Here is a 24,449-nt window from a genome sequence, read left to right on the forward strand (position 1 = left end):
TGCCTTCATGCAATGGATAACGGCTCCAGCGCACTCTCTGCTTCTTCGACCGTGAAGACCCGCATCGCCGCACGATCAAAAAGACGGTCCTCATCGGCCATGACCCACTCTGCCACCGAAGGTTCGGAGAGCGCGGCGATGCAGCGGTCATGCGTGGCGCGGTCGGGGAAGCTGATTTCGGTCATCACATCGAAATCGGGCAACTCCAAACCCTGGCCAGCCGGCGCAACATAGCGGCGCAGATAACGCTGCGCGAACCCGGCCAGCACGCGCTCGCCGATCAGCCGGTGGTGGGTCTCATAATAGTCGCGGAACGCTTCAACCGTCATTCCCGGCCTGCGTTTGAGCAGGGTGATGCGCGTGAACACCGCCTCAGGCCGCCTTCGTCAGCTGTACATAATGGCGCAGATCCCACTCACTATCGCCCAGCAGCGAGGCGAGCAGCAGCGTGCGCTTGAAGGCCTGACCGACCATCAGCTCCTCGGTCGTGCCGATGCCGCCATGAAGCTGCACGGCCTCCTCGGCGATATCGCGCGCAAAGCCGCTGATCAAGGCTTTTGCACCGATGATCGCGCGGTGGGCTTCGGCTGTGCCGGGCGTCTGGGCGGCGGCGCGGTAGAGCTGGGAGCGGCTGAGTTCAAGCAGCACATAACCATCGGCCAGGCGGTGTTGCACCGCCTGAAACCGGCCGATCGGCTGGCCGAATTGCTGACGTGTCTTTACATAGTCCAGCGTGGCGTCAAACATATGCGTCATCAGCCCGACCAGCTCGGCGCAAATCGCGAGACGGGCCTGATCCAGCACTTCCTCGAAACACGCAGCCCCATCGGGCAGATATTGCGCCGGTGTACCGCGGAAGATGATGTCGCTCGCAACCGCGCCGTCAACCAGGCGGTAGTCGGTGCGCGTCACCCCTTCGGCCTGCGCATCCACCCGGTAGAGGCCGGTGGCACCCGTCTCATCGCAGGCTGTGACCAGCAACAGATCCGCAAAGCCGCCGCCGATCACGCAAATTTTCTCTCCGTCGAGGCGGACATCGCCGCGTAGCCCCACCGCCCGCGTTTGCGGCTGTGCCGGCAGAAACCGGCCGGCACGTTCAAGATGCGCAAGCGCCGGCAGGCAATCGCCGGCACTGATAAGGGGCAGCAGCTCCGCCTTCATGGCGGCGGACCCGCCACGCTCGATCAGCGAGGCGGCGATGAGGACGACAGGCAGAAACGGCTCCACGGCCACCCCCTTGCCCAGCGCCTCGGCAACCGTGATCAGCTCGGCCGCACCGCCGCCGATGCCGCCGTTGGCCTCCGCGAAGGGCAAGGCCAGCAGACCCGTCTCAGCCAGAATGCGCCAATTCTCTCGCGAGAAACCGCACGGCTCATCAATGTAGGCCAGGCGGCGGATCGGATCATAATGATCGGCAACAAACCGCTCCACCAAATCTCTCAGCATCATCTGTTCTTGGTTCAGATCGAAGTTCACGTTGGTTCCCCCCTAACGCTTCCTCATCCGGCAGCCGCCGTGTGAGGGCCCTATTGTCTGCGACGTTATGCTAAATCTGACCGGATAGGTTAGGCTTTCCTACCTGTAAGTAGTCATAGGTTTTGAACGCTTGTCTAAAGAAGTTGGGAGGGATAGCGTAAACATCATGGAGGGAACGCGCGAGCCTGTGTCCGCCAGTACGGATCACATCGACCCAGCCGATTCGCTGCCTTTCGGGCGGCGTGGCATTGTAATATCCTCAGTCCAGGACATTCGCCCCGCCGCCGAAGCCTTGCGGGATATGGCCCGTGAACTCAGCAACTTCCGGGTGGCCGTGTGCCCCAACATCGCCTCGAAACTCCCCATGACCGACGCCGAAGGCAACGCGCTGGCCGAGACCGTCTTCGGCTGGCCATGCTCAAAAGATCAATGGTGGAAGAAGCCGCTGCTGGCGCTCATTTCGCCCCTTACCTTCGTCTGCCGCTATGAAAGCGAGCCTTTCTGGGCCAACGCGCGCGGCATCCATACCCGCGCGCCCAATCCGCTGCTCGATCAGGTCGATTTGTCGCATTTCCGGGAGTCGGTGAACGCCGAATCCTTCATCGTGGTGCCCGTGCATCTGCCGTTTGGCCAGATCGGCGCGATCAGCTACTCGCCCATGGAGACGGGGCGCGAAGACCTCTCGCGGGAATTCGCGCTTTACGCCGACATACTGGAATATCACGGCCGGCGCTTCATCAATGGCTATTCGCGCGTAACCAGCCAGCGCCCATGGATCGCGCGCAACTGCCGGCTTTCAAAACGCGAAGTGGAATGCCTGCGCTGGGCCGCGCTGGGCAAGACCGACGCCGAAATTGCGATGATTCTCGGCCGGAGCTGCGCCACCGTGCGGTTTCACATCCATAATGCCGCAACCAAGCTGGAAGCCGTGAACCGCAGCCAGACCGTCTTCAAGGCAACGCAGCTCGGCTATTTGGGCAGCGTCGCGGCGATATCCGCCTCGCAGGCGCAGCCGCACAGCTGATAAGCGCGTATCTGCGGGCAACCTAGCTAAATTCATAGAAGCCAGCGCGGTGGAGGGTTTCCATAATCGGCCACAGCGCGCGGCGTTGGGCAATTGTTTTGTTATGACGGGGGTTTGAGGAAAAATGGATCTGCAGTTCACGCATGAGGAGGAAGCCTTCCAGCAAAACGTGCGCGCGTTTCTGGCAACGCATCTGGCGCCGCACCTGCGCGCGGGCGCGGTGGCAACACCCGGCGTTTTCGTGGAACCCGACATCGGCCGCGAATGGCAGCGTATCCTCCATGAAAAAGGCTGGCTGGCCTCCAGCTGGCCGGCCGAGTGCGGCGGCACGGGATGGACGCCAGTGCAGCGTTATATCTTCGAGAAGGAGTGCGCCCTCGCCGACGCGCCAAGCCTGCCGCTGCTAAGCCTCAAGCTATTGGGGCCGGTGATCTGCAAATTTGGCACCCCCAGGCAGAAGGCGGAGATTCTCCCCCGTATCCTCGATGGCAGCGACTACTGGTGCCAGGGCTTCTCGGAGCCGGGCGCGGGGTCGGATCTCGCCAGCCTGAAAACGCGGGCTGAGCGGCGCGGCGATGTTTATGTCATCAACGGCCGCAAGCTATGGACCACCCATGCTCACCATGCGAACAAAATTTTCTGCCTCGTTCGCACCGACCCGAAAGCCAAGCCCCAGAAGGGAATCAGCTTTCTCCTGGTTGACATGAACCAGCCGGGCGTCGAGGTCCGTCCGATCAAGGGTCTGGCTGGCGACCATGAGGTTAACGAGGTGTTTCTCGACGATGTGGCGGCCCCGGTTGAAAACCTGGTGGGCGCGGAAGGCATGGGATGGACCATCGCTAAATTCCTCCTCGAGAATGAGCGCGGCGGCGCGTGCTACGCGCCAAAGCTGCTCTCGGGCATCCAGAAGCTGCGCCTCTGCGCCGCCCATGAACCAAATGGCGAAGGCGCCACCATGGCCGATGATGCCGCCTTCATGACCGATCTGGCGCGGCTGGAGCTGACCGCGCAAGCCCTGGAGATGACGGAGCTGCGCGTCCTGGCCGATCTGGCGCAGGGCCGCCCGCCTGGGCCGCAAACCTCGCTCGCCAAACTCACCGCCTCGCGATTGCGCCAGCAGATCGACGCGATGGCCGCGCGGCTTTACGGCTATGCCGGGTTGGCCCTGGAACGCCAGCGCCCGCTTTATGGCGAGAGCGCCCCCGCCCCGCTTTACCACAAGGCCGCCCAGCTTGCCGCCCCGCGTTACCTCAACAGCCTCGCCTGGACCATTTTCGGCGGCACAAATGAGATCCAGCGCACGATCATCGCAAAGACCGTACTCGGCTTGTAGGCGCCGAGCGGTCAGTCCACGGCGCCTAGCCCCAGGAAGCCCGCACTGAAGAAAGGGACGATGCGCTCGACCATGGCGGCGAAATCGCCCGATCCGAGCGCCCCGCCTGACTGGCGCTCCAGCATGCCGCTTTCCACCAGAATATGCGTGATCGCCGCCTGATAGAAGAAAAACCCCCATTGCACATCCAGCGGGGCGATTTCCGGGTGAATGGCCGCCAGCGCCTTCACGAATGACTGGATAAGGCTGTCATAATGACGCTTGAAGGGGGAGACGTAATCCTCCTCCTGCGGATGGTTGGCAACAAAGGCCAGCAGGCGGATGTAATTCTTCCACCCCGGGCCGCCATGCACAAACCGCTCGGCAATCGGGCTGATCAGCGCCCGGATGATCGCCGCGCGCCGCATGCCGCGGCTGCCCTCCACCAGCATCGCCCCGGCAAGCGCCGCCGCGATGCTATCCGCATGTTCGCCCGCGCGCCGATCGATGATCGCGCTGAACAAATTTTCCTTGGACCCGAAATGATAATGCGACAGGGCCAGCGGCACGCCGGCCTCGGCCGCAATGTCGCGCAGGCTGACGCCATAAAAGCCGCGGCGGGCGAACAGGGTTTCGGCGGAATCAAGAATCCGCGCGGCAGTTTCCGGCGCGCGGCGGCGGTCGACCCGCGGCGCCATCCCGGTCTCCGAACCTGCCAGTTTTAATAGGTTGCCACTCATCAGCTCGCCTTGTTTTCAGGTAGACCTTGACATTCCACCAACCTCACGCAACTATTTAGTCGGTCGTTCAAGAAAATACAACAAAGTAAACCAAGAGAGAGTTACGATGGCACTTTCGGTGAAAGACTCCGATAGCATCCCGGTTGATCCGCCGGTACGCGGCGATCCGATCACGGGTGAGCGCTATTATGCAGCGCGCTGGGCTGAAGCGGAATGGAACAAGCTCTGGACCCGCGTGTGGCATGTTGGCGGCATGGCCGCCGACCTGCTCGATACCGGTGATTTTCTGACCCACAACATCGGGCGGGAATCGGTTGTCATGCTGCGCCAGGCGGATGGCTCGGTGCGGGCGTTTTATAATGCCTGTCTGCATCGCGGCTACCGGCTGGCCTGGACCGAGGTTGGCGGCGCGCCGCAGCTTGTATGCGGCTATCACGGCTGGCGCTACAATCCTGACGGCATGCTGGCCCATGTGCAGGACCCGGATGATTTCCCCGGCGGCTCGCCCTGCGGCAAGCACCGGCTCACGGAAATCGCCTGTGACGTCTGGGGCGGGCTCGTCTGGTTCAACATGGACCGGGGCGGCCCGAGCCTGCGCGAATGGCTCGGCGAAAATGTGGCGCGCCATATGGAACAATGGCAAATGGACAAAATGACGCGGGTCTACGCGGTGTCCTCGAACGTGCCGTGCAACTGGAAGATCGTCCGCGACAACTTCAACGAAAGCTACCACCTGCCGACGCTGCATCCGCAGATCTCGACCGTGATCAACGATGACCATACAGACTGCGTTTTCCGCATCTACGCGGATGTCGGCCATAACATGATGCGCATGAAGGGGCTGCAACCCTCGGCGCGTTACGAGACCTGCAACCAGCTCGATGTTCCTCTGGCGCAGGCGCTGGAATACTGGGGGCTGGACCCCGCGCCCTTCGCCGGCAACGCCATGGCGACCCGCGAGGCGATCATCGCCCGCAAGCGCGCGGTGGGCGCGCAAATGGGCTATGCGCATTATGCGGCGATGGGCGATGAGGAGATCGTGGATTATTTCCACTTCACCCTCTGGCCCAACACCACCTTCACCATGTGGCCGGATGGCGTGCAGATTCTGCGCTCGGAACCACACCCAAGCGACCCGGAACGCTGCATCTTCGACCATTGGTTCATGGCCCACCAGATCGGCGGCAGCGATGTGGTCATCGGCCCCAACGGCCCCACCTCGTTACAGGCGGTGGACCGCGAACATATCGTCTTTGGCGAGAAGACTCTGGGTGAGGTCGCGGATCAGGATCTCTCGGTCGCCATCGGTCAGCAGCTCGGGCTGCATTCGCGCGGCTTCCGGGGCGGCATCCTCGCCAATCAGGAAAAGCGTATCCAGATTTTCCATGAGCGGCTCAATGATGTGTGCGGCATTCACGACTGAACAAAAAACGTTATCCGCGCAGAATATTTCAAGAATGGAGCAAACGTGATGTTTACGGGACCAATTGAGGATCGGCTGGCCATTCGTGAGCTGGTCGAGGCCTACGGCGACGCCGTGACGCGCGCCGACAAGCAGGCATGGGAGCAGAACTGGACGGAAGATGCGGTGTGGACGCTCAACCTCCCCGGGCTGGAGAAGGTGGAAGGGCGCAAGGCCATCGTCGAACTCTGGGTCCAGGCCATGGCAGGTTATGAATTTGTCCTCATGAGCTCCTCCCCTGGCGCGATCCAGGTGGAGGGAAACCACGCGACCGGCCGGTTTTATACGAGCGAGGTGGCCCGGACCAAGGACGGCACAACCCAGCGGGTTTCCGGCCGGTATGAGGATGAATACGTGAAGCAGGAGGGGCGCTGGTACATCCACCGGCGCACCTTCAAGGTTCTGTATACTCAGGACGTGACGGAAAAAGCGGGAGCTTGAATATTAACACGCCGCTGAGAAGCGCCCGATCGGGCGGCTCCACCTATGAGATGTGCGAGTAGCTGCCTATCGCGGCTGAAAACTATAGTGACCCTAACCAAATGGACACGCGGCGATGGTGACCGCGCGTGCTCCAGCAAGAACGGATTACCAGGGAGATGGACGATGACTGAGGAGTTCAAATGGGACCTGGAGGCTGACGTCGTCGTTCTGGGCTCCGGCGGGGCAGCCCTGACAGCGGCGATCTCCGCGCATGATTTCGGCGCCAAGGATGTCGTCATTCTTGAAAAATCCGGGATGGTCGGCGGGACAACCGCGATGTCCGGCGGCATGCTCTGGATCCCCAACAACCATTATCAGCGCGAAGCCGGAATTGAGGAGTCCGACGACGACATCGTCGCCTACCTCGAAGCCCTTGCGCCGGACGGGCTGGACCCCGAAACCCTGGGCGCGTTCATGGAGAGCGGCCCGGAGATGATCCGCTATTTCACGGACAAAACCCCCGTTCGCTTTCATGCCTACGCCGACTTTCCCGACTATCAACCCTACCTGCCGGGCGCCAAGGCCGATGGCGGGCGTTCGCTGGACAACGAAGCCTTCTCCTTCGAGCTGCTCGGAAAATGGGCCTCCCGGGTGAACCCCTCCAAAATGGCCTACCCGCTGCGCGGCAGCCTGATGGAGGCGATCAACGGCACGCTGGATGAAGCCTCCCTCGCCGAGCGCGAAAAACACGATTACCGAGGTTTGGGACAGGCGCTGATCGGCTCCCTGCTCAAGGCCGTGCTGGATCGCAACATCCCGGTTGAATTCGAAAAACGCGCGCGCAAGCTGGTGAAGGACGGTGAGCGGGTCATCGGCGTCATCGCCGAAGATGCCAACGGCCGCGATCTGCGCGTGCGTGCCCGCCGCGGCGTCGTCATCGCCACCGGCGGCTTCGAGTGGAACGAAGCCCTGGTCAAGGCCTTCCTGCGCGGCCCGTTGACCGGACCGGTGAGCGTGCCGGAGAACGAGGGCGACGGCCTGCTGATGGCGATCGAGGCCGGCGCTCAACTAGGCAATATGCAAAATGCCTTCTGGCAGCAGAGCGTGCTCGAATTCAAACCCCAGCACCGCAATGCCAAACCCAACTACATGCTGGGCTCGGACGAACGGGCCCGCCCCGGTGCCATTCTGGTCAACCGCGCGGGCAAGCGGTTCGTGAACGAGGCGGCCAACTACAACGCCATGGGCAAGGCGCTGCACGCCTTCGACGCTGGGCGTCATACCTACGCCAACCTGCCCTACTGGCTGATCATCGATCAGCGCTACAAGAACAAATATCCAGCCTTCACTTCCCCGCCGGGGTCTCCCATCCCCTCCTACATGATGCAGGCCGATACGCTGGAGGAGCTGGCCGCGAAGGCGGGGATCGACGGCGAAGGCCTGAAGGCCACCGTGGCGCGGTTCAACGGCCTGGTCCGCAAGGGCCATGACGACGACTTCAACCGTGGCGACAACACTTATGACAATTTCTATATGTGGGGCGATCCCGCCTTCGAACCCCCGTATCGTACCCTGGGCGTGATCGACCAGGCCCCCTATTACGCCGTCAAGATGGAGTCCGGCGCTTTGGGCACTTGCGGGGGGCCAAAGACCAACGGCGACGCACAGGTGTTGGATTGGAGCGGCAACCCGATTCCCGGTCTCTACGCGGCGGGTAACGCCATGGCCGCGGTGCTGGGCGAAGCCTATGGCGGCGCCGGCGGGACACTGGGCCCAGGCATGACCTTCGGCTACATCGCCGGCCGACACCTCGGAACCCAAACGCCCAACGACTGACTTCGGCTCTGTTCGTCGTGCTGCCCTATACCAGGGCAGTGCTCACATGTGCGATCACACCGTCCCACACGCTTTGCTGGCTGCCGCGAAACAGGCGAGCTGTGGGGGGTCGTGCCGACGCCGGGGCTGACCCGCTGGCTCATGCTGATGATCCCGCCCTGGAGAACAGCGATGGCGGCAGCAGGAAATATGCCAGCGAGGGCACGAGGATCATCGCGCCGAGCATGTTCCATATGAACATGAACGACAGCAGGAGTCCCATGTCCGCCTGGAACTTGATCGGCGCAAACACCCAGGTGACGACGCCGGCGGCAAGCGTGAAGCCTGTGAGCAGCACATGCTCGAAGCTTGCAAACAGGCTTGGTTGTTCCTCGTCAACGATCCAGCCCGCATCGCTTCAATCGGAACAAGAACCTGGGCGTGTGTCAAAGGCTAAGTCAGATGGTATGAGGCCGGCGCGGGCCGCGATTTAAGACGCCGGCGGCCAGACCAGGGGTAGGCTGTGCAGCGCCCAGACACTTTCCGTTGCGGTGGTGATCTGCGTTGGATCGCTGATCCGCCAGGAAGGGACATGTTTGATCCATTCTTCCAGCGCGATGCGGATCTCCGTCCGCGCCAGGTGCATTCCTGCGCAGGTGTGGGGGCCTGTTGAGAATGCAAGGGAGCGCTTCGACGCACGGGAAAAGTCAATTGTGTGAGGAGCGGCATGCATTTTCCCATCGCGCGAGGCCAGGCCCAGCGGCAGCTGTATCAGGTCGCCTTTATTGAGCTGCACACCATGAAACACCATATCGCATGTGGCGTACCTGAAAGTATTGACGACGCTGAAGGCGCGAAGAAATTCATCAGTTGCGGCAGGAATGATTCCAAGGTCATTGCGCAGAGCGTCCTGGAGATCCGGCCGGAGCGCGAGTTCGCGAAAGATGAAGCCCAGAGATGAGGCAACCGTATCCAGACCGCCGGCGAAAAGCATGAAGCACAGGCCCATGAGCCGGTCGTCGGGGATTGGTGCGCCGTCCAGCCTGTAGGCCAAGAGATATGAGATAATATCCTCACCCGGCGCGCGACGGCGCTGAGCGATCAGATCCAGCAGGTAGGATTTGATGCCAATTGCTGCCGCGCCGCGTATTTCCATGGTCTCGCCGCGCAGTAGTTCCTCCTCCCAGTTCAGAAAGATGGGCATTTGCTCTACCGCCAGGCCCATCATGAGCAGAAAGACGGTAATCGGGTAGGGCTGGCCGAACGCCGTCACAAACTCCACCGCGCCATGGCGGCGGAACCCTTCAATCAGCCGCGCCGCGAGTGCGCGGATTTCGCCGCTCAATTCCCGGGCCTTGGCGGGTGTGAACCAGGGGGCGATTACCTTGCGATATAATGTGTGCTCCGGCGGGTCTAGCTCCAGCGGCACCAGAGGCCAGCTATCGCCGGCCAGCTTTGAGAAACCGATGGCCAGGTGACTCGAAAAACGTGCTGGATCGAGCAGGATTTCTTCCTGCAAGGCATGGCGCGTGACAACCCAGTTGCCGCCCAGGCCAGCGTCTCGCACATGGACCTCACCCGTTTTAAAGAAGATGTCCGGCCCATCATGCAGCCTGGCGGCGGCGCGGAACGGGCAGATTGAGGCTCGCGGATCGTCAGATAGCGTCCACTCCCGAGCTAGCGTTATGCGATCGTCCATTTATCCCTCTGAGATGTTGTTCAGAGTTATGGAATACCACGCCGCTCGGCGCGCTACTTGCCTGGGGGTGCTGAAAACTTGTCTGTGGCGTTCAGTCCGGCCGGCCCGCGTCACGATACGCACGAGGGCTTTGCCCGAAGCGCTGACGGAAGCGCCGGCTGAAATGTGACATATCCTCAAACCCCACGGCCAATGCCAGCGCCGTGATGCTCTGATGACCGGACAATGGCGAGCGCAGCAGGCGGGCCGCCTGGGACAGGCGTATGTCCATGGCAAGATTGCTGAAACTGGTGCCCATCTCGCGCAGGGCCGCGTGCACGGCGCGCGGCGATCTACCAAGGCGCTTGGCGGCGCAGGCCGCCGAGCAGATATCCGGCTGGCCCATATGGGAGAGAATGTCTTCCCTGATGCGCCAGTGCAGCGATTGGCTGGCAGCGGCGGCGCTTGCGGTGTATTTGAATTTCTCCTCAAAGATTCCGCGCAGGAAGCTGCCGATCGGCATCAGTATGTTCATGGCGTCGCCCGCCATCAGCGTATTGCGGCTTTTCCAGAAGGAACTCATCGTATCGGCAAGGACGCGCGGAAGGCCCTGGGCGGTTTCGATTGGCGTGTAAAGCAACGGCGCGAGCGTGCCACCACCGATGGCGCGCAGGAGCGAGGCAGCGGATGTGCGCAGCGAAAGCGTCTCAAGATCACCTGTTGTCGAGAACCCGTGAACACCGTCGCACGGCATGATCATGGCCTGATTGGCATGAAGCGCGAAATGGCTTCGCTTTTGCAATTCGCAACCGCCGCTCAGGCACAATGTTATCAGGTACTGATCACTCCGAAGCGGCAGGTCTGCCGCACGCGCCTCATATTGGCCACGCGACCACATATGGGTCAAGGAAACCTCCCCGAAACGATGGTATTCTCCGCCGGCGCGAATGGCCGCGTGCCCCCGTTGATGAAGAAATGTCATCGGGACCAACGCCAGGCGCGTGAACTGCGTGGCCTCTCCCGGCCTGACCAATGTGGCGCTGTCCGCCGCCTCCGCATGAGCTGTTTCTGGTGATTTCATGTCGCCCACTTTGCATATCCATAGCATGGCTGCCGGGGGCATTGTCAAAGCAGGAGGACAGGCCGTGCCTGTGTCAGGCCGATATTCCCCGCAAAACGCTCTCCGCCAGATCCAGGTCATGCGCCACCTGGGCAACCGATACGCCCAGCTCCGTAACCAGCTTCAAAGCTTCAATTTTAAATTCACCACCAGACTTCCGTCTCGTCATGTCCTCTCTCCGGTTCCTGCGTTACGATCTTATCCTCGTGTCCACCAAACCGGCAGCAGCTCAAAAACCCCCGTCCGTTGAGAACTTGAACCCTCACCTGAATGAAGCATGCGCCACTCATCTGATGTGATATCCATGGCGGAAAACATAACTTTCCGATATTACAGTAAATTGAAGGAACAGCCATATTCGGTCACTCACTTTTAAAGATTATACTACACGGCAAAATATACTTTAAAATTTATAATTGTTTCATCCGGGGCTGGAAGTTTTAAATAATTATTGCCATACTTATAAGCATTGATATTTTCGAGGAATCGCTCATGGCACAAGGCGGATACGTGGTAACGCAACCTGGTGGCGCAGAGCGCCTGGAGTGGGTCGCATCCGCCGTCGGTCAGCCAGGACCTGGCCAGATACGTCTCCGACATGACGCAATCGGTGTTAACTACATTGACATTTACCATCGCATGGGCCTCTATCCATTACCTTTGCCAACCGGCATAGGCGTTGAAGGCGCAGGTTTCGTTGAAGCTGTGGGCAGCGATGTTACTCATCTCAGCATCGGCGACCGCGTCGTCTATGCCGGCGGGCAGCCCGGCGCCTATGCCAATGTAAGACTCATACAGGCTGACCGCGCGGTACGCCTGCCGGAAGAAATCACGTCACAAACCGCCGCTGCACTATTTTTTAAAGGCCTCACCGCCCAGTATCTCATAAAATCAGCCTATCAGGTGAAGGCCGGGGAATGGGTACTGCTACACGCTGCCGCCGGCGGCGTCGGCATTGTTGCTCTGCAGTGGCTTAAACACATCGGCGCAAACGTCATCGGTATTGTCAGCACGGAGGAAAAAGCCGAGCTGGCTCGTGCTTATGGCGCCAGCCATGTCATTATCGATAAAGAAGGTAACTTTTCCGGAAAAGTCCGAGAGATTGTACCGCAAGGCGTCGATGTCGTTTATGATTCCGTCGGTAAGGCAACCTTCACCGCCTCACTCGACAGTCTGCGCATCCGCGGCATGATGGTAAGCTTCGGGATGTCCTCGGGAAAAATTCCACCTATTGATCTTAGTATCCTCGGCGCCAAAGGGTCTCTTTATTTCACACGCTGCACAATTGCTCACTACATGGCCAGCCGCACGCAATTAGAAGCAGGCGCCGCCGATCTATTCAGTATGATTGCCGGCGGAATAATCAAGTCCGGGCCCGTAACCAACTACGCTCTAAAAGATGCCCCCCAGGCACACCGTGATCTTGAGTCCCGCCGCACATCCGGTTCATTGCTGCTTATTCCGTAGCACCAACAATCAAAAACCCGGCTTTCGTTTCTGCAGCAGCGCAGAAACCCCCTTGCGCAAATCATCACTCTTCAAAGCAATCTCGGCGCGCGAGAAAAATACATCATCGTCCCACTCCTGGCGCGCGAATTCATTCAACGATAACTTCATGCCTTGAACAGCAAGCGGCGCGTTAGCCGCCAGAGTCTGCGCCAGATGTGCAACTGCCTCATCCAGCCTATCAGCTGTCACAAGTTGCGTTAGATATCCCATCTCCAACAACGCGCGTGCACCAATACGTTCCGCTGTAAGAAACATCCGCTTGGCATTGTCGAGCCCCAGGCGGCTTGCGTAGCGTTTTATCCCACCTTTATAATAATGCAGCCCAAGCCGCGCGGCAGGCATCGCCGCCTCCATTTCCATCACGCCGATCCTGAAATCGCAGGCGAGTGCCAGATCTGTCGCCCCCCCGTAAACACCGCCGTTAAGCCGCGCAATGGTTGCCTGCGGCAAACATTCAAGCGCATCGGCCACGAGACCAAAACCTCCAGGCCCGCTTACCGGGTCGCCAACATCTCCCGCGGCAATCGCATTCAAGTCAAATCCCGCACTGAAAACATCCCCCGTGCCTGTCAGAACAACGACCCTAACTTCGCGGTCCATCGAGATGCCCGAAAATATTTTTGTTAATTCAACCAGATCGCCATGTTCCAACCGATTTATATGATGCGGCCGGTTCAGTGTAATGTACGCCACTCTATCCTTAATTCTCAATACCGGCGGACTGGCATCCATTTTCGTCATTCCATATCATTCATTATAATGCGTTTAAGTCATTCTCTTGGTCACCCGGCCGCGTCACCCACAACAATACCGGCAGAGCCAGTAGCACCAGCGGAAACTGCACCAGCAAGCCGGAAATAATCGCAATCGCCAAAGGTTGCTGCATTCCTGCCCCCTGACCAAGATCAAGCGCCAGCGGTAGCAGAGTCAATATCGCAGCCAACGTCGTCATGGCGATCGGCCGCAACCGGTTGGCACTCGCGGTAATCAGAGCTTCGCGGACAGGCATGGTCTTTAGCAGGAGAGTATATTCAGAAATATAAAATATCGCCATTTCCGTCGCGATGCCGACAATCATCGTCATACCCATCAACGCTGTGATGTTAAGCTCAATTCCCGTGAGAAAGAGCCCCGTGAACACCGCTGTCGTGGAGAGCAGCGCCGTCCCCATAATCGAAAACACCAGCGCGAAACGCTCATACAAAAACAGCAGGAGAACAAACTCAGCCAACAACGCGGCAATAAAGACACGCACGAGCCCCGCAAAAGCAATCTGCTGCTGTTGGTAGAGCCCCCCCAGGGTGTATGTCACACCCGCCCCCAGGACGCCCGGTTTGCCAAGTGCGATTTTTACATCGGCAATCGTGCTGCCAAGCCCCCGGCCATCGATCCGTGCGGTCACCGCGACAATCTGCTGGAGATTTTCCCGTGTGATTTCCGGCTGCCCCGCCTCTATAGAAAATGTTGCAATCTGGCCAAGCGGTACGAGTCTACCCGCCGGTGTCGCAATTAGAACCCCAGCCAGATCATCGGTATTATGGCGCGCCCGCGGACTTAATTGTACGCGCACGCCGATCTGCTGGTTGGCAAGTTGCAGCATCGTCACCACGCTGCCTGCCAGTTCCGTATTCAAGCTTGCCGCAACCGTCGCTGGGTCCAGGCCAAGCATCGCTGCACGCACTTGGTCGACATGAATATCATAGGCATCGCCTGCTGGCACAATACCGTTAACAACCGAGTTAACTCCAGCAATACTCGTGATCGCATCGGAGACGCGCTGCGCCGCGGCATCAAGCTGGCCGGTGTCCGAGCCAGCCAGCTTTATCTCAATCGGCTGTGGCACACCGGTAAGGTCGCCAATTTCATCGCCCATGAGCTGATGCAAATCTGTATCGACCCCCGGAACCTGGGCTGTGATCTGGTCACCGAGGCGCTGCATCACCTCATCGATTGCCGGCCGGGTGCCAACAGGTGTCAAACGGACCACGATATCGCCCTGATTAGGCTCATTCAAATCTCCGCCAAACCCCGCGCCGATACGTGTCGAGAAACTATCGACCGCGGGGTCGGCCCGCAGAATATCCTCAACCTGCGCAATCTCGCGCCGCGTTTCAGCCAGCGACGTGCCCGGGTTCGACTGATAATCCATAACAAACCCGCCTTCATCCAGATTAGGCATGAAGCCGGTCTGCACATGGGTGAAGGAAAATGCGCCAACGCCAAGCAGCAGCGCAACCACTACAACCAGAACCAACGGCTGCTTGAACACCCGCACCAGTAGGCTGCCATGCGTACGCGTCAGCCAGCTTGGATGTTCTGCCTCAGGATCGTGCCATTTTTGAAAATCAATCAACTTGCCCGCCAACAGCGGCACCGCAAAGGCCGTCAGCAGCCACGACGCAAACAACGTCGCAGCCATGGTCAGCGACAGCGCTTTAAAAAACGCCCCGGTAACACCTGTTAAAAACCCAAGCGGCGCGAACACAATCAGCGTCGCCGCGGATGATCCGGTAAGTGGCGTTAAAAACTCCGTGCCAGCATGTAAAATACGTGTATCCTGGGTCCAGATCGCACCATCGCTGACATGCTCGGCGGAAAGCTCCCCGCTTGCGCGCCGTGCAATATGCTCAATCATCACAATGACGTCGTCAATCACCAGCCCGACGGAAGCCGCCAACCCGCCAAGCGTCATGATATTGAAACTCATGCCCAGCATACTGAGCACCAAAATGGCAGAGGCCATCGAAGCCGGCACGATAAATAACGCCAACAACGTTATGCGCCAGCTACGCAAAAAGAACATCAATACAAAGGCCGCCAGCACGACGCCAATCAAAATAGCATCGCGTACCGAGCTCGCCGCCGCCACAACCAGCGTGCTCTGGTCGTACCATTTGCTTACCTTAACACCGGGCGGAATCTGCCCTTTAAAGCCATCCAGCGCTGCCTGCACCGCCTTGGCGATCGCCACGGAGTTGCTGCCGCGCTGCTGGAACAGCAGCACCGTCACCGCACTCTTGCCATCGGCCAGAACATCATAGAATTTCGGCTGCACACCGTCATAAACCGCGGCAACATCAGATAAGCGCACAACCCCCTGCGGCCCGCCCCGCAGCACCACGTCCTTAATATCCTGCAACCCCTTGGGCGCATTGTTCTCCAACAGCAAATACAGCAGATCGTGATCCTCGACCCGGCCCACCGATTGCAGAGCGTTGGCCGCGGTGATCGCTTGTGTCACATTAGCCAGCGTCAAATGAAACGCAGCCAGCCTTTGCGGGTCGACATTCACCTCGATCTCAGCCGTATTGCCGCCCTGCACCTGTACCTGCGAAATCCCCTCCACCGCCGAGAGCAACGGCACAATCTGATATTGCGCCAGATTTTGCAGCTTCACCTGGCTTACGGTTTTAGACGTAAGTGAATACGCCATGAATGGAAACACCGTAGGATCCATTCGCAGTACAGTGTAATTCGTATTCGTGGGCAGGCTCGGCAACAACTGGGTCACCGCGGCGTTAACCGCCAGCGTGGCGGTCGTCATATCCGTACCCCAGGCGAAATCGATAATAATCTGCGCCGCCCCGCGCGAGGTTGTGGATGTGATATCTGTAACGCCGGGAACCACCCGCACAGCCTGCTCCATCGGCTGCGTCACCTGCAGCATCATCTGCCCGGCCGGCTGGTCACCCGTGCTGATGTTGACGCGCACCCGAGGGAACGAGATATTGGGAAACAGACCAATCGGCAACGACACGGCGGCGGCAATACCAGCCAGCGCCAGCGCGCCAGCCATCATGAGAACAGAGCGGCGATGCCGGCTTAACCAACTCGGAAAATTCAATTGCCTGCTCCGTTATTGGCCAAACGTACCGGCACGCCATCGTCAAGTTGATACGCGCCCGTGGTAACCAGTGGCATTTCCGGTGAGATGCTGGGGGCAATTATGGTCTTATCGCCCAAATTTCCGAGCACATTCACAGTCTCCCGGTGTGCAACATTTTTGCTGTCTACCTGAAAGACATAGGTTCCCTGCTCGTCGGACTGCACGCAATCGCGCGGCACAACATAGCCATTCAACATACCGGTGGTAATCGCGGCCTGCACGGGATCGCCAAGTTGCGGCGTGGTGCCTCCGGCAAAGCTCACCGTGACATCAACCAGCCCGGTCTGGGCATCCATCATCCTGCCAACTTGCACAACCGAGCCGGTAACAGTGGCGCCCGTTTCCAGAAGCTGCATACTTACCTGATCGCCAACGGCTATATCCGTCGCCTGCGCCGGCGCGATCCCTACACCCGCCACCAGCCCATCCGCTTTGGCAATCTGTAACAACGCCACGCCAGGCGTCAACACGGTACCAGGCGCAACCTGCACCGCCGCCACAATGCCGCCTACCGGAGCCAATATTCGCCGCACACGGCCAGAGCCGGTCGCATTCAGCGCCGCCAGCGTGCTGCCGGCATCCTGAACACCCTGATTGGCAAGTGCTAGGTCAGTGGTCGTCGCCAGATGCCCGGCCAACAACGCACTCACGTGCTCCTGGTTTGCCTGCGCGGCAGCCAGCGCGCTTTTGGCCTTGGCATAATCCGCAATGGATTGCGCATCCGGCCCCACGCTCAGCAACAACTGCCCCGCGCTAACGGCCTGTCCAGGCACAACATCGAGCGTATTCACCACCCCGCTGGCCAGCGCACTAAGCGTCACACTGGCGCCCGGGCCCGCCATAACACTGCCATCGCCACTCACCACGGCAGGCAAGGCACCCGGCACCAGCCGGATCACGTTTACCAGCACGCTGGGCGTCGGCGTGGTATCGCTGCCGCTACCCCCAGACATTTCATAAACAACGCCTCCCCCCACGGCTAGGAGCGCGAGGCTCAACCAGAGCAGACTCTTCTTCATTGGGCAGGCTCCAGATCAGTTGTGGCAACCGGCGGCAAGCCGATGCCAAGCAGGGTCGCCAGGGACAACCGGGCGGTAAGCAGTTGAACGCGAAGCGCAATCGCCTCGCGCCGCCGATCCGCAGAAGCGGTCTGCAGCGACACGGCACTCAGCGCATCAAGATTTCCATTCACAAATGCCGTGTGGGCATTCGCGGCGATACCGCTGGCCACATCCGCGGCCTGGGCGGCGGCGGTACTCTGGCTTTGCAGCAAGCCAATCTCCATGAGTAACGCCGCGGCGCTTCCTTGCGCACTGGCGAGGCTGGCATTAAACTGCGCCGCCAGCTGCGCCCTGGTCGCGGTGGCGCTGGCAATGCCACCACGGTTACGGTTGAACAACGGAAGCGTCAGCGAAACCTGTGGACCGATGCTCACCACCTTGCTGGTATCGCTACCGCCAGCGGCCCCCACCGTCACCGGCAGAAACTGCGTCAGAATAGCGGCTCGCAGCCGCGCATCCGCCTGCTGATAGCCGTAACGCAACGCAATCAGGTCCGGCCGGCGCGACGCCAGCGTGGCGATCGCCTCATTGGCAAGAGCCGGATCAATCTGATCGACCGGACCGGCTTTGATATCAATCACAACGCCCGGCTGCAGGTCGAGCAACGCGTCCAACGCGTCCTGATCCTGCGCCAATGTCTGTCGCGCATTATTGAGGGCGGTCGCCGTCGTTGCAAGCGCCGCCAGGCTGGATGAAGATTGGGCAATCGTCAGATTGCCGCTTGCCGTCGCATTGCTGGTGCTTGTATTGACCGCGGTCAGGGCGTTCTGGTCCGCACGCAGGCTATCCAACGTCTCGTTATCGCCTTGGATGAGAATGCAGAGCTGCTCCGCCGCGCTTGCGACTTGCCACTCCTGCCACAGAATATCAGCATCCACCTGCGCCACACCAGCCTTGGCGGCGCGCACATTCGCCGAATAGGTGATAAGTGCTGAAACATCTTGCATCAGGCTACCGGTGATTGATGGTGCGCTGCCCGGCCCGCTGATAAGTGCCGCAAAGCCGCCGCTGATAACCGGGTCAGGCAATAGACCGGCACTCAACAAATCCGCCTGCGCAACACCGTGCGCCGCCCGCGCCGCGACCAGATCAGGGTCGTTCAATACCGCCAGCGCCGCCACGTTGCGCGCGCTCAGCGGCATTCCAAGCTGTACGGCCGTGCCATCGGGCAGGTTTCGGTTGAGTCCCGCCACCGAAGTCTGCAGCGGCGGTTTAAGGCTGAGCGGAGCCGCATGGTACATGGTGCAGCCGGCGAGCGCCAACGGCAACAACCAGACAGCGCGAGGCTTCATCAGCTTCGGCATGTAACGCCGTCCTGCACGCGCGCCGTCCGCTGGAACCGCGGCTGTATGGCGGAAAAATATTTCACTGACATCGCTTTCACAGACGTTCCCGATAATGCGGATAGCCGCTTCATCTTTTCCGTTGGAACCATTTCAAGTATTTATTGCCTGGTCTCGAAATGGTTACGTTCAGCTCGCAACCATTATTCAGCCGGCAGAATCCCTCGCGAATACCGCAACGGTTTAAAAATATACTGAGGTAAAAATCTGGTCCGCATGGGGCGGCCCACTCAACTGGAGAGGACCGCCCCGCGCTTTAGAACCAACTGCAGTTCTTACTGCGCTGCCCCTTCGATGGGCTGATAAACATAGAGAACGTTGGTTTTTCCTGCGAAAGCATAAATTTTATGGTTCGCGAGATCGACCGCTCCGGTATGCGTCAGCGGCACGCCGGTTGTGGTGAAGGCGATCGGCTTCATGGTATTCATGTTGTAAGCATCGAAGCCCTTCGCCGCACCCTGGAAAGCATAGGCGATGCGCAGCTTGGGATCATAATCCATCTGATCGACCGAACCATGGGCTGGCAGATGCCCAACCGGCTTCAGGGTATCCGCGTTATAGATGAACACACCGCCCGAGGTCGTGCCAACCCAGATATCATTCGTTACCGGGTCATAGATCTGCCCCTTGGTACCGCCAAAAGCGGTGATCTCAACCTGCGTATCAACCGACCGCAGAATTTTACCCGTATTGGCATCGAGAACTTCTTCCAACGAGTCATCGGGAACAAAGAGCTCGTTCTTAGAAGGCACGAACATCCCAACATCCGGACCGCTGCCGGTCGCCGGTATCAGCGACCAGTTAGCCTGCAACTTGGGATTTGGCCCCTCATTATAAACTTCAACCGTGTTGGCATCGTCGGATTCGACGAAAACCTTGCCCCCCTTGGCATCAATCTGCACACCATCCGGTGAAGTGCCCGCCGTGTTGACCGTGCTTACAACCTGCCACGTCGCCTTCGAAATAACCGCAAGCTGGTTAACCTTTCCAGCCCCCGCACCCGCTCCAAGAGCCCAGTAGACATAATTTGCGTCAGCGGCTTCGCCTTCGGGATGATCCAGCGTGGGAAGATACTGCACAACCTTATCGGTAGCCGTATCAACAACTGCCACACCTTTGTCAGCAAGCGAGACATAAACATAGCCGTTACCCGGATCATACTCCACCCAATCCCCGTGCCCACCGTGACCGGGCAATTGAATTTGGTCGACCAGATTGAAGTGATAGGGCGCGGCCAGAGCGGTGCCGGACATAAGTCCGGTCACCATGGCAGCGGTCGCTAGTTTCTTGACGTTAAGCATGTTTATCCTCACTAAATTTATTGTTACGATATGTAGTTTTTGATAACGCCTTAGTATTGGCCAATCAGGAATCCAACCTCGAGCACGCCCACAACCTGATCTGCAGCGTTCCCGGTCAGGCCGTAACCGGTGCCTTTGGCAAATCCGGAAACATGCGTGTAAGCCGCCGTGCCGCGCACGAAGAAGTTCTTCTGCTGCCAGGTGGGGGTTATCTGCAGGCCCATCATGCTGGTGCCAGCGCTGAATGTTCCCGGCGCACCGGTGTTGTAGCCTCCCAGCGATGAGCCGACACCAAACTGCAGCCAGTTACCAAAGATGTTGGCGTTGGGGTCTTTCTTGTCGTTGTTCTGGTAGACATATTGCGGCTGAAAGTTAACCGACCAGTTCTTGTTAAACTGATAGGTGATGTCCGTCATCGCGGCAATGTTATAATACGTCGTCATCGGCCGCGGATCACCGCTGGCGCGGGTGACCGAGCCGCGCGGGAGGTACTGATACTCGATTTCTGGCACGAAGCTCCAGTTGCCCACGAGCCACTGACCACCAAGACCGACCAGCGTTGAATTGCGTACAGCAAAATTGGGACCCGGATTGCCGGTATGGCCAAGATTGGTGTGAGCAAAACCGATAAGATAGTCCGAACCAGACGGGTTTAGATTATAGGTCCAGGCCGCGGAGAGCATGTTGTGGCGGCCGGTCAGGTAGGTATCCGAGTATTGGATGTTGATGGTCGAATTGCCATAGAACAAGTTAAGCTGTGGACGCATATCCAGGCGTCGCTTCCAGATTGTTCAGCTCAGAGACGAAGAACGATGGGTTCAGGAAGTCGATACCGAACTCAACGCCTTCAACCGACGCCATACGGCCAACTGAAACGCTGTAATACTGCGAGGGCTGATACGTCACCCAGGAATAGAATGTTTCATTCGAGCGCGGGTTGCTGGCGCTGCCGTAAGGCGCAACGCTGTTGAAGTTGCCCGCATTGCTGGTAAGCCCCATGGCCGGCGTCTGGTACTGACCACCAGCCCAAACCAACTGCAGCGGGCCGGCGGATTTGGTGATGTGCAGGAACACTTCGCCTTCGCTGGCGAGAGTGGAAACGCCATGACCGACAGCGTTGGGCGAAGGATTGTTGAGTGCGCTCGCCCAACCATCAATGCCGCCCGAGACGTTATAAGTGCCAGACAGCGGCCCGAGCCCAGAGACGTTGTAGTTAGTTGAGCCGATGGTGCCAAAGCCAGTACCTCCGCCACCCAGGGCGTAACCCTCGTGAGGCATCAAAGCCAGGCAAGCGGCTCCAACACCACAAAGTAGTAACGTCCGATTTCTTAGTTTCATTATTAGCTCCCAATGTTGATTTATTTTTTTGCAGAACTGTAAAATTTAGAATGATATCCAGAGAGCGACTTGAGAAATTTTCGCCTTACATCCCATTGAGGAAAATACCGAGAAATACCCAATCACTTTGGTGGCCCCCCCCTTTAGTCTCGCCTTTCTTATTATGCGCAGCCAAGCTTTTTTCGAAACAATAATACAAACTAGACGTTTGTCAACTTTGAATAATACTTTTTGCGGTAATTTTTTGCATTCTGTATTATTTAATTCATCACAAGCATCTGGCTTTCAATATATTGTTCTAAAAACCCTTCACCCGTTTGAACTGACACGCGAAACCGCCAATTCAACCCCCCAAAAAGTTGAATTTCTAAATAACCCCCTTGGCATGAAGCTCTGCACAAGCGACTTCACTAAGCCCCAGCCACGATTCCATGACTTCACTGGTATGTTGCCCTAGAACCGGCGGTGCAGCTCGGTACGAAACCGGCGTATCCGAAAGCCGAACCGGATTAGCAATAACTTGAACCTCAGGGCCGGAGGAATGTTTCATTTCCACGACCATATTTCGAGCAATAACTTGTGGGTCCGCAAAGACTTGCGACAAAGTATTGATCGGGCCGCAGCCAATCTTCAACACCTCAAGCCTCTCAACCCACCAATCTGTCGTCTGAGACTTAAGAACCGGAGCAAGGGTCTTTGTTACCAAATCACGATTCGCGACACGTGCGGCATTTGTCGAGAACCGCACATCCTCGGGCATATCATCGAGACCAAAATTTTTACAAAACCTTACGAAAGTCGGGTCATTACCGATAGACAGTACCATATATCCATCCGCCGTCGGAAAAACCTGATATGGCACAATATTAGGATGCTGATTACCAAGACGTGGCGGATTCTCTCCAGTTGCGAGAAAATTCATTCCCTGGTTTGCAAGCCATGCGACATTTGCATCAAGCATGCCGATATCAATCTGCTGCCCCCTGCCGGTTCGCTCCTTGTAGCGCAGCGCAGCAAGAACGCCAATGCAACCGTAAAGCCCCGCAAAAATATCGGCGACCGGCACACCGACTTTTTGCGGTAGTCCATCCGGCTCACCGGTCAAACTCATAATTCCGCCCATGGCTTGCATGAGACTATCGTATCCAGGCCGCGGCGCGTAGGGGCCTGTCTGTCCAAACCCTGTGATTGAACAATAAATCAGTCCCGGAAATAGTGCATGCAATTGCTCATAGCCAAGACCATATTTCGTCAGCGCGCCAACTTTGAAATTTTCAACGAGAATGTCGCACTTTCCGATCAACTCCCGCGCTAGCGACTGCCCTTCCGGCTTACTTATGTCAAGCGTAACGGAACGTTTGTTACGATTAACGCCAACAAAATAAGCGCTTTCCTTTGTGCCTGGCATAAAAGGTGGGGCAAAACTACGGGTGTCGTCTCCCGCACCAGGCTTTTCGATCTTAATCACGTCCGCTCCCAGATCGGCCAACATTTGTACACAAGTCGGCCCGGCAAGAACCCGCGTCAGATCAAAAACTTTAAGGCCCGCCAACGGTCCTGTATTCTCTATCTTGGCATCGCCGGTGCTGTCGGCGATGCCATTTTTTGTTGATGTATTGGTCATGTTACAAGCTACTCCGGCAGAATCTGTCCAACGGTCTCGCGGCCGAATGGTATAATTAAAAGTCCCACGGCAAATGCAATCGCCGTACATGCCACCGGTACCCCCACAGTTCCCGCATGCGCCACCGCTGCAGCCAGCGCAAAGTTAACACCAGCGCCGATAAACCGGCCAAATGACGTGCAGAAAGCAAAGGCCGTCGCGCGGATTTCAGTTGGAAATAACTCAGGCAACCACAGGCTGAACATCGCAAAATTAGCGCCGCCAATGCCAAGAAAAAACAACGTGACGAGGAATACCGGCAATGCGGTGCCGCTTGGAAGATAAAATGCCCACCCAAAAGATGCGACAATCATAACGAGCATGATCGTGAAATAAATTGCAAGCGTCCGGCGCCGGCCAATCCGTTCGGCAATTGCTGGCAACGTGATACAACCAAGAATCGTACCTATGGAGAGAATCCCTGTACCGATGGAAGCCATGTGAATCGCCGCAGGTTTAGCCATGCCTGCTTTTAGCGAAAGCTGTATCAAGGCCGTCGGCTCATACACCGCAGCGGCCCAAAGTCCGATAACTGCAATTGTCAGCAACGCAGTCATCACCATGGTCTGAGACCGATAAGGACGCTGGAATATTTTCGCTAACGGACGATTTGCACCGGTTGTATGTTTACGCTCCCATTTCGCCGACTCTTTCACGCCGGTAAGAACAAAAATCGAAATGATAACCGGAGCAAACCCGCAGAGAAACATCGCACGCCAGCCGAAATGCACACCAACCGTATAGTTAAGCGCCGCCGCAACGAAAAATCCGGCATAATATCCTGTCTGTAAATATCCTGCCCCCATCTTGCGCCGGTCCTCGGGCCAGCTCTCCGCGACATAAGTGCCCGCCAGCGCCCACTCGCCACCAATGCCTATACCGGCCAGCAGACGGAACAAACCAAGTTCCCACACATTTTGCGAAAGTGCCGCAGCACCAGTAAAAATTGCGTAGATCATAATAGTGGCTGCCAGAGTATTCTTGCGTCCAAAGCGATCTGCAATCGGCCCCCAAATGAAGGAGAATCCCCAGCCGATCAAAAACATACCAAACAGGATCGATCCAATAAAAGCGACCGATGCAGGCTTCGCTTCAATTCCCGACCGTGGCAGCAATTCCGTTAGTGCAGGCGCCAACACAAGAGCATAGATGACACTATCCATGCCATCAAGCATCCAGCCGAACCACGCTCCCCAAAATCCGGTAATCTGCTGCCGGTTAAGCTTTGTTCGTGTAAGCCTGCCCGAAGTCGAGCCAGCGCTTGATACCGTCCGATCCATTGCTGAATTCATTGTACA

The 24,449-nt window shown here is 58.2% G+C and carries 22 protein-coding genes; 6 read left to right on the forward strand and 16 right to left on the reverse strand.

Annotation, left to right across the window (positions count from 1 at the left end; translation table 11 throughout):
* Positions 1–5 precede the first annotated feature (5 nt).
* Together QQJ84_RS16655 and QQJ84_RS16660 are read right to left on the reverse strand one after the other, a co-directional pair.
* Positions 6–368, reverse strand: a complete 363-nt coding sequence (locus QQJ84_RS16655; protein ID WP_284259435.1) for an EthD domain-containing protein — start codon at positions 366–368, stop codon at positions 6–8.
* 4 nt (positions 369–372) lie between these two features.
* Positions 373–1,476: an acyl-CoA dehydrogenase family protein gene (locus QQJ84_RS16660; RefSeq protein WP_284259436.1), complete on the reverse strand. Its 1,104-nt coding sequence runs from the start codon at positions 1,474–1,476 to the stop codon at positions 373–375.
* A 187-nt stretch (positions 1,477–1,663) separates the two neighbouring features.
* On the opposite strand from QQJ84_RS16660, the gene QQJ84_RS16665 reads away from it, so the two are divergent.
* Positions 1,664–2,500 carry a helix-turn-helix transcriptional regulator gene (locus QQJ84_RS16665; RefSeq protein WP_284259437.1) on the forward strand — a complete coding sequence of 279 codons (837 nt, stop codon included), beginning with the start codon at positions 1,664–1,666 and terminating at the stop codon, positions 2,498–2,500.
* A gap of 124 nt (positions 2,501–2,624) precedes the next feature.
* Positions 2,625–3,833 (forward strand): acyl-CoA dehydrogenase family protein, encoded by a 1,209-nt coding sequence (locus tag QQJ84_RS16670; RefSeq protein ID WP_284259438.1) that lies wholly within the window; start codon positions 2,625–2,627, stop codon positions 3,831–3,833.
* Between the two features lie 11 nt (positions 3,834–3,844).
* Here QQJ84_RS16670 and QQJ84_RS16675 read toward each other — a convergent pair whose 3' ends face one another.
* A complete protein-coding gene (locus tag QQJ84_RS16675; RefSeq protein WP_284259439.1) occupies positions 3,845–4,552 on the reverse strand; it encodes a TetR/AcrR family transcriptional regulator in 708 nt (235 codons plus the stop codon).
* A gap of 106 nt (positions 4,553–4,658) precedes the next feature.
* Between QQJ84_RS16675 and QQJ84_RS16680 the strand changes: the two genes are divergently transcribed.
* The 3 genes from QQJ84_RS16680 to QQJ84_RS16690 all read left to right on the forward strand — a co-directional run bounded on the left by QQJ84_RS16680 (position 4,659) and on the right by QQJ84_RS16690 (position 8,273).
* Positions 4,659–5,975, forward strand: coding sequence for an aromatic ring-hydroxylating oxygenase subunit alpha (locus tag QQJ84_RS16680; protein WP_284259440.1), 1,317 nt, complete (start codon positions 4,659–4,661; stop codon positions 5,973–5,975).
* Positions 5,976–6,023: 48 nt separating this feature from the next.
* Complete coding sequence (locus tag QQJ84_RS16685; protein WP_284259441.1) at positions 6,024–6,455, forward strand: nuclear transport factor 2 family protein; 432 nt, start codon at positions 6,024–6,026, stop codon at positions 6,453–6,455.
* 165 nt (positions 6,456–6,620) lie between these two features.
* Complete coding sequence (locus QQJ84_RS16690; protein WP_284259442.1) at positions 6,621–8,273, forward strand: FAD-binding protein; 1,653 nt, start codon at positions 6,621–6,623, stop codon at positions 8,271–8,273.
* 139 nt (positions 8,274–8,412) lie between these two features.
* On the opposite strand, the gene QQJ84_RS16695 is transcribed toward QQJ84_RS16690, so the two are convergent.
* The 4 genes from QQJ84_RS16695 to QQJ84_RS16710 form a co-directional block, all read right to left on the reverse strand.
* A complete protein-coding gene (locus QQJ84_RS16695) occupies positions 8,413–8,610 on the reverse strand; it encodes a hypothetical protein (RefSeq protein ID WP_284259443.1) in 198 nt (65 codons plus the stop codon).
* Between the two features lie 132 nt (positions 8,611–8,742).
* Positions 8,743–9,951 (reverse strand): cytochrome P450, encoded by a 1,209-nt coding sequence (locus tag QQJ84_RS16700; RefSeq protein ID WP_284259444.1) that lies wholly within the window; start codon positions 9,949–9,951, stop codon positions 8,743–8,745.
* A 91-nt stretch (positions 9,952–10,042) separates the two neighbouring features.
* Positions 10,043–11,011 (reverse strand): helix-turn-helix transcriptional regulator, encoded by a 969-nt coding sequence (locus QQJ84_RS16705; RefSeq protein ID WP_284259472.1) that lies wholly within the window; start codon positions 11,009–11,011, stop codon positions 10,043–10,045.
* Between the two features lie 73 nt (positions 11,012–11,084).
* Positions 11,085–11,219 carry a transposase gene (locus QQJ84_RS16710; RefSeq protein ID WP_408862236.1) on the reverse strand — a complete coding sequence of 45 codons (135 nt, stop codon included), beginning with the start codon at positions 11,217–11,219 and terminating at the stop codon, positions 11,085–11,087.
* A gap of 323 nt (positions 11,220–11,542) precedes the next feature.
* On the opposite strand from QQJ84_RS16710, the gene QQJ84_RS16715 reads away from it, so the two are divergent.
* On the forward strand, positions 11,543–12,517 hold the full coding sequence (locus QQJ84_RS16715; RefSeq protein WP_284259445.1) for a quinone oxidoreductase family protein: 975 nt from the start codon (positions 11,543–11,545) through the stop codon (positions 12,515–12,517).
* 9 nt (positions 12,518–12,526) lie between these two features.
* Here QQJ84_RS16715 and QQJ84_RS16720 read toward each other — a convergent pair whose 3' ends face one another.
* The 9 genes from QQJ84_RS16720 to QQJ84_RS16760 form a co-directional block, all read right to left on the reverse strand.
* The gene (locus tag QQJ84_RS16720) at positions 12,527–13,300 is read right to left on the reverse strand and encodes an enoyl-CoA hydratase/isomerase family protein (RefSeq protein ID WP_284259446.1); all 774 of its coding nucleotides are present in this window, start codon (positions 13,298–13,300) and stop codon (positions 12,527–12,529) included.
* 13 nt (positions 13,301–13,313) lie between these two features.
* Positions 13,314–16,403 (reverse strand): efflux RND transporter permease subunit, encoded by a 3,090-nt coding sequence (locus QQJ84_RS16725; RefSeq protein WP_284259447.1) that lies wholly within the window; start codon positions 16,401–16,403, stop codon positions 13,314–13,316.
* Positions 16,400–17,464, reverse strand: coding sequence for an efflux RND transporter periplasmic adaptor subunit (locus QQJ84_RS16730; protein WP_284259448.1), 1,065 nt, complete (start codon positions 17,462–17,464; stop codon positions 16,400–16,402). The genes QQJ84_RS16725 and QQJ84_RS16730 overlap by 4 nt, the downstream gene beginning before the upstream one ends.
* On the reverse strand, positions 17,461–18,798 hold the full coding sequence (locus QQJ84_RS16735; protein ID WP_284259449.1) for a TolC family protein: 1,338 nt from the start codon (positions 18,796–18,798) through the stop codon (positions 17,461–17,463). Before QQJ84_RS16735 ends, QQJ84_RS16730 begins: the two co-directional genes overlap by 4 nt.
* Before the next feature lie 326 nt (positions 18,799–19,124).
* Positions 19,125–20,150 (reverse strand): beta-propeller fold lactonase family protein, encoded by a 1,026-nt coding sequence (locus QQJ84_RS16740; protein ID WP_284259450.1) that lies wholly within the window; start codon positions 20,148–20,150, stop codon positions 19,125–19,127.
* A gap of 50 nt (positions 20,151–20,200) precedes the next feature.
* Positions 20,201–20,917: a hypothetical protein gene (locus QQJ84_RS16745; protein WP_284259451.1), complete on the reverse strand. Its 717-nt coding sequence runs from the start codon at positions 20,915–20,917 to the stop codon at positions 20,201–20,203.
* The gene (locus QQJ84_RS16750) at positions 20,901–21,488 is read right to left on the reverse strand and encodes a hypothetical protein (RefSeq protein WP_284259452.1); all 588 of its coding nucleotides are present in this window, start codon (positions 21,486–21,488) and stop codon (positions 20,901–20,903) included. The genes QQJ84_RS16745 and QQJ84_RS16750 overlap by 17 nt, the downstream gene beginning before the upstream one ends.
* 367 nt (positions 21,489–21,855) lie before the next feature.
* On the reverse strand, positions 21,856–23,112 hold the full coding sequence (locus tag QQJ84_RS16755; RefSeq protein WP_284259453.1) for a CaiB/BaiF CoA transferase family protein: 1,257 nt from the start codon (positions 23,110–23,112) through the stop codon (positions 21,856–21,858).
* An 8-nt stretch (positions 23,113–23,120) separates the two neighbouring features.
* Positions 23,121–24,443: an MFS transporter gene (locus QQJ84_RS16760; protein WP_284259454.1), complete on the reverse strand. Its 1,323-nt coding sequence runs from the start codon at positions 24,441–24,443 to the stop codon at positions 23,121–23,123.
* Between the last annotated feature and the right edge of the window lie 6 nt (positions 24,444–24,449).

The organism is Acidocella aquatica, from assembly GCF_030160635.1.
Taxonomy (GTDB): domain Bacteria; phylum Pseudomonadota; class Alphaproteobacteria; order Acetobacterales; family Acetobacteraceae; genus Acidocella; species Acidocella aquatica.

Bases quoted from the DNA above. Each gene is read 5' to 3' on its own strand.
- QQJ84_RS16755 (WP_284259453.1), bottom strand. From the start codon at position 23,112: ATGACCAATACATCAACAAAAAATGGCATCGCCGACAGCACCGGCGAT.
- QQJ84_RS16760 (WP_284259454.1), bottom strand. From the start codon at position 24,443: ATGAATTCAGCAATGGATCGGACGGTATCAAGCGCTGGCTCGACTTCG.
- QQJ84_RS16670 (WP_284259438.1), top strand. From the start codon at position 2,625: ATGGATCTGCAGTTCACGCATGAGGAGGAAGCCTTCCAGCAAAACGTG.
- QQJ84_RS16750 (WP_284259452.1), bottom strand. From the start codon at position 21,488: ATGAAACTAAGAAATCGGACGTTACTACTTTGTGGTGTTGGAGCCGCT.
- QQJ84_RS16705 (WP_284259472.1), bottom strand. From the start codon at position 11,011: ATGAAATCACCAGAAACAGCTCATGCGGAGGCGGCGGACAGCGCCACA.
- QQJ84_RS16730 (WP_284259448.1), bottom strand. From the start codon at position 17,464: ATGAAGAAGAGTCTGCTCTGGTTGAGCCTCGCGCTCCTAGCCGTGGGG.
- QQJ84_RS16740 (WP_284259450.1), bottom strand. From the start codon at position 20,150: ATGCTTAACGTCAAGAAACTAGCGACCGCTGCCATGGTGACCGGACTT.
- QQJ84_RS16710 (WP_408862236.1), bottom strand. From the start codon at position 11,219: ATGACGAGACGGAAGTCTGGTGGTGAATTTAAAATTGAAGCTTTGAAG.
- QQJ84_RS16700 (WP_284259444.1), bottom strand. From the start codon at position 9,951: ATGGACGATCGCATAACGCTAGCTCGGGAGTGGACGCTATCTGACGAT.
- QQJ84_RS16685 (WP_284259441.1), top strand. From the start codon at position 6,024: ATGTTTACGGGACCAATTGAGGATCGGCTGGCCATTCGTGAGCTGGTC.
- QQJ84_RS16745 (WP_284259451.1), bottom strand. From the start codon at position 20,917: ATGCGTCCACAGCTTAACTTGTTCTATGGCAATTCGACCATCAACATC.
- QQJ84_RS16690 (WP_284259442.1), top strand. From the start codon at position 6,621: ATGACTGAGGAGTTCAAATGGGACCTGGAGGCTGACGTCGTCGTTCTG.
- QQJ84_RS16675 (WP_284259439.1), bottom strand. From the start codon at position 4,552: ATGAGTGGCAACCTATTAAAACTGGCAGGTTCGGAGACCGGGATGGCG.
- QQJ84_RS16715 (WP_284259445.1), top strand. From the start codon at position 11,543: ATGGCACAAGGCGGATACGTGGTAACGCAACCTGGTGGCGCAGAGCGC.
- QQJ84_RS16720 (WP_284259446.1), bottom strand. From the start codon at position 13,300: ATGACGAAAATGGATGCCAGTCCGCCGGTATTGAGAATTAAGGATAGA.
- QQJ84_RS16680 (WP_284259440.1), top strand. From the start codon at position 4,659: ATGGCACTTTCGGTGAAAGACTCCGATAGCATCCCGGTTGATCCGCCG.
- QQJ84_RS16735 (WP_284259449.1), bottom strand. From the start codon at position 18,798: ATGAAGCCTCGCGCTGTCTGGTTGTTGCCGTTGGCGCTCGCCGGCTGC.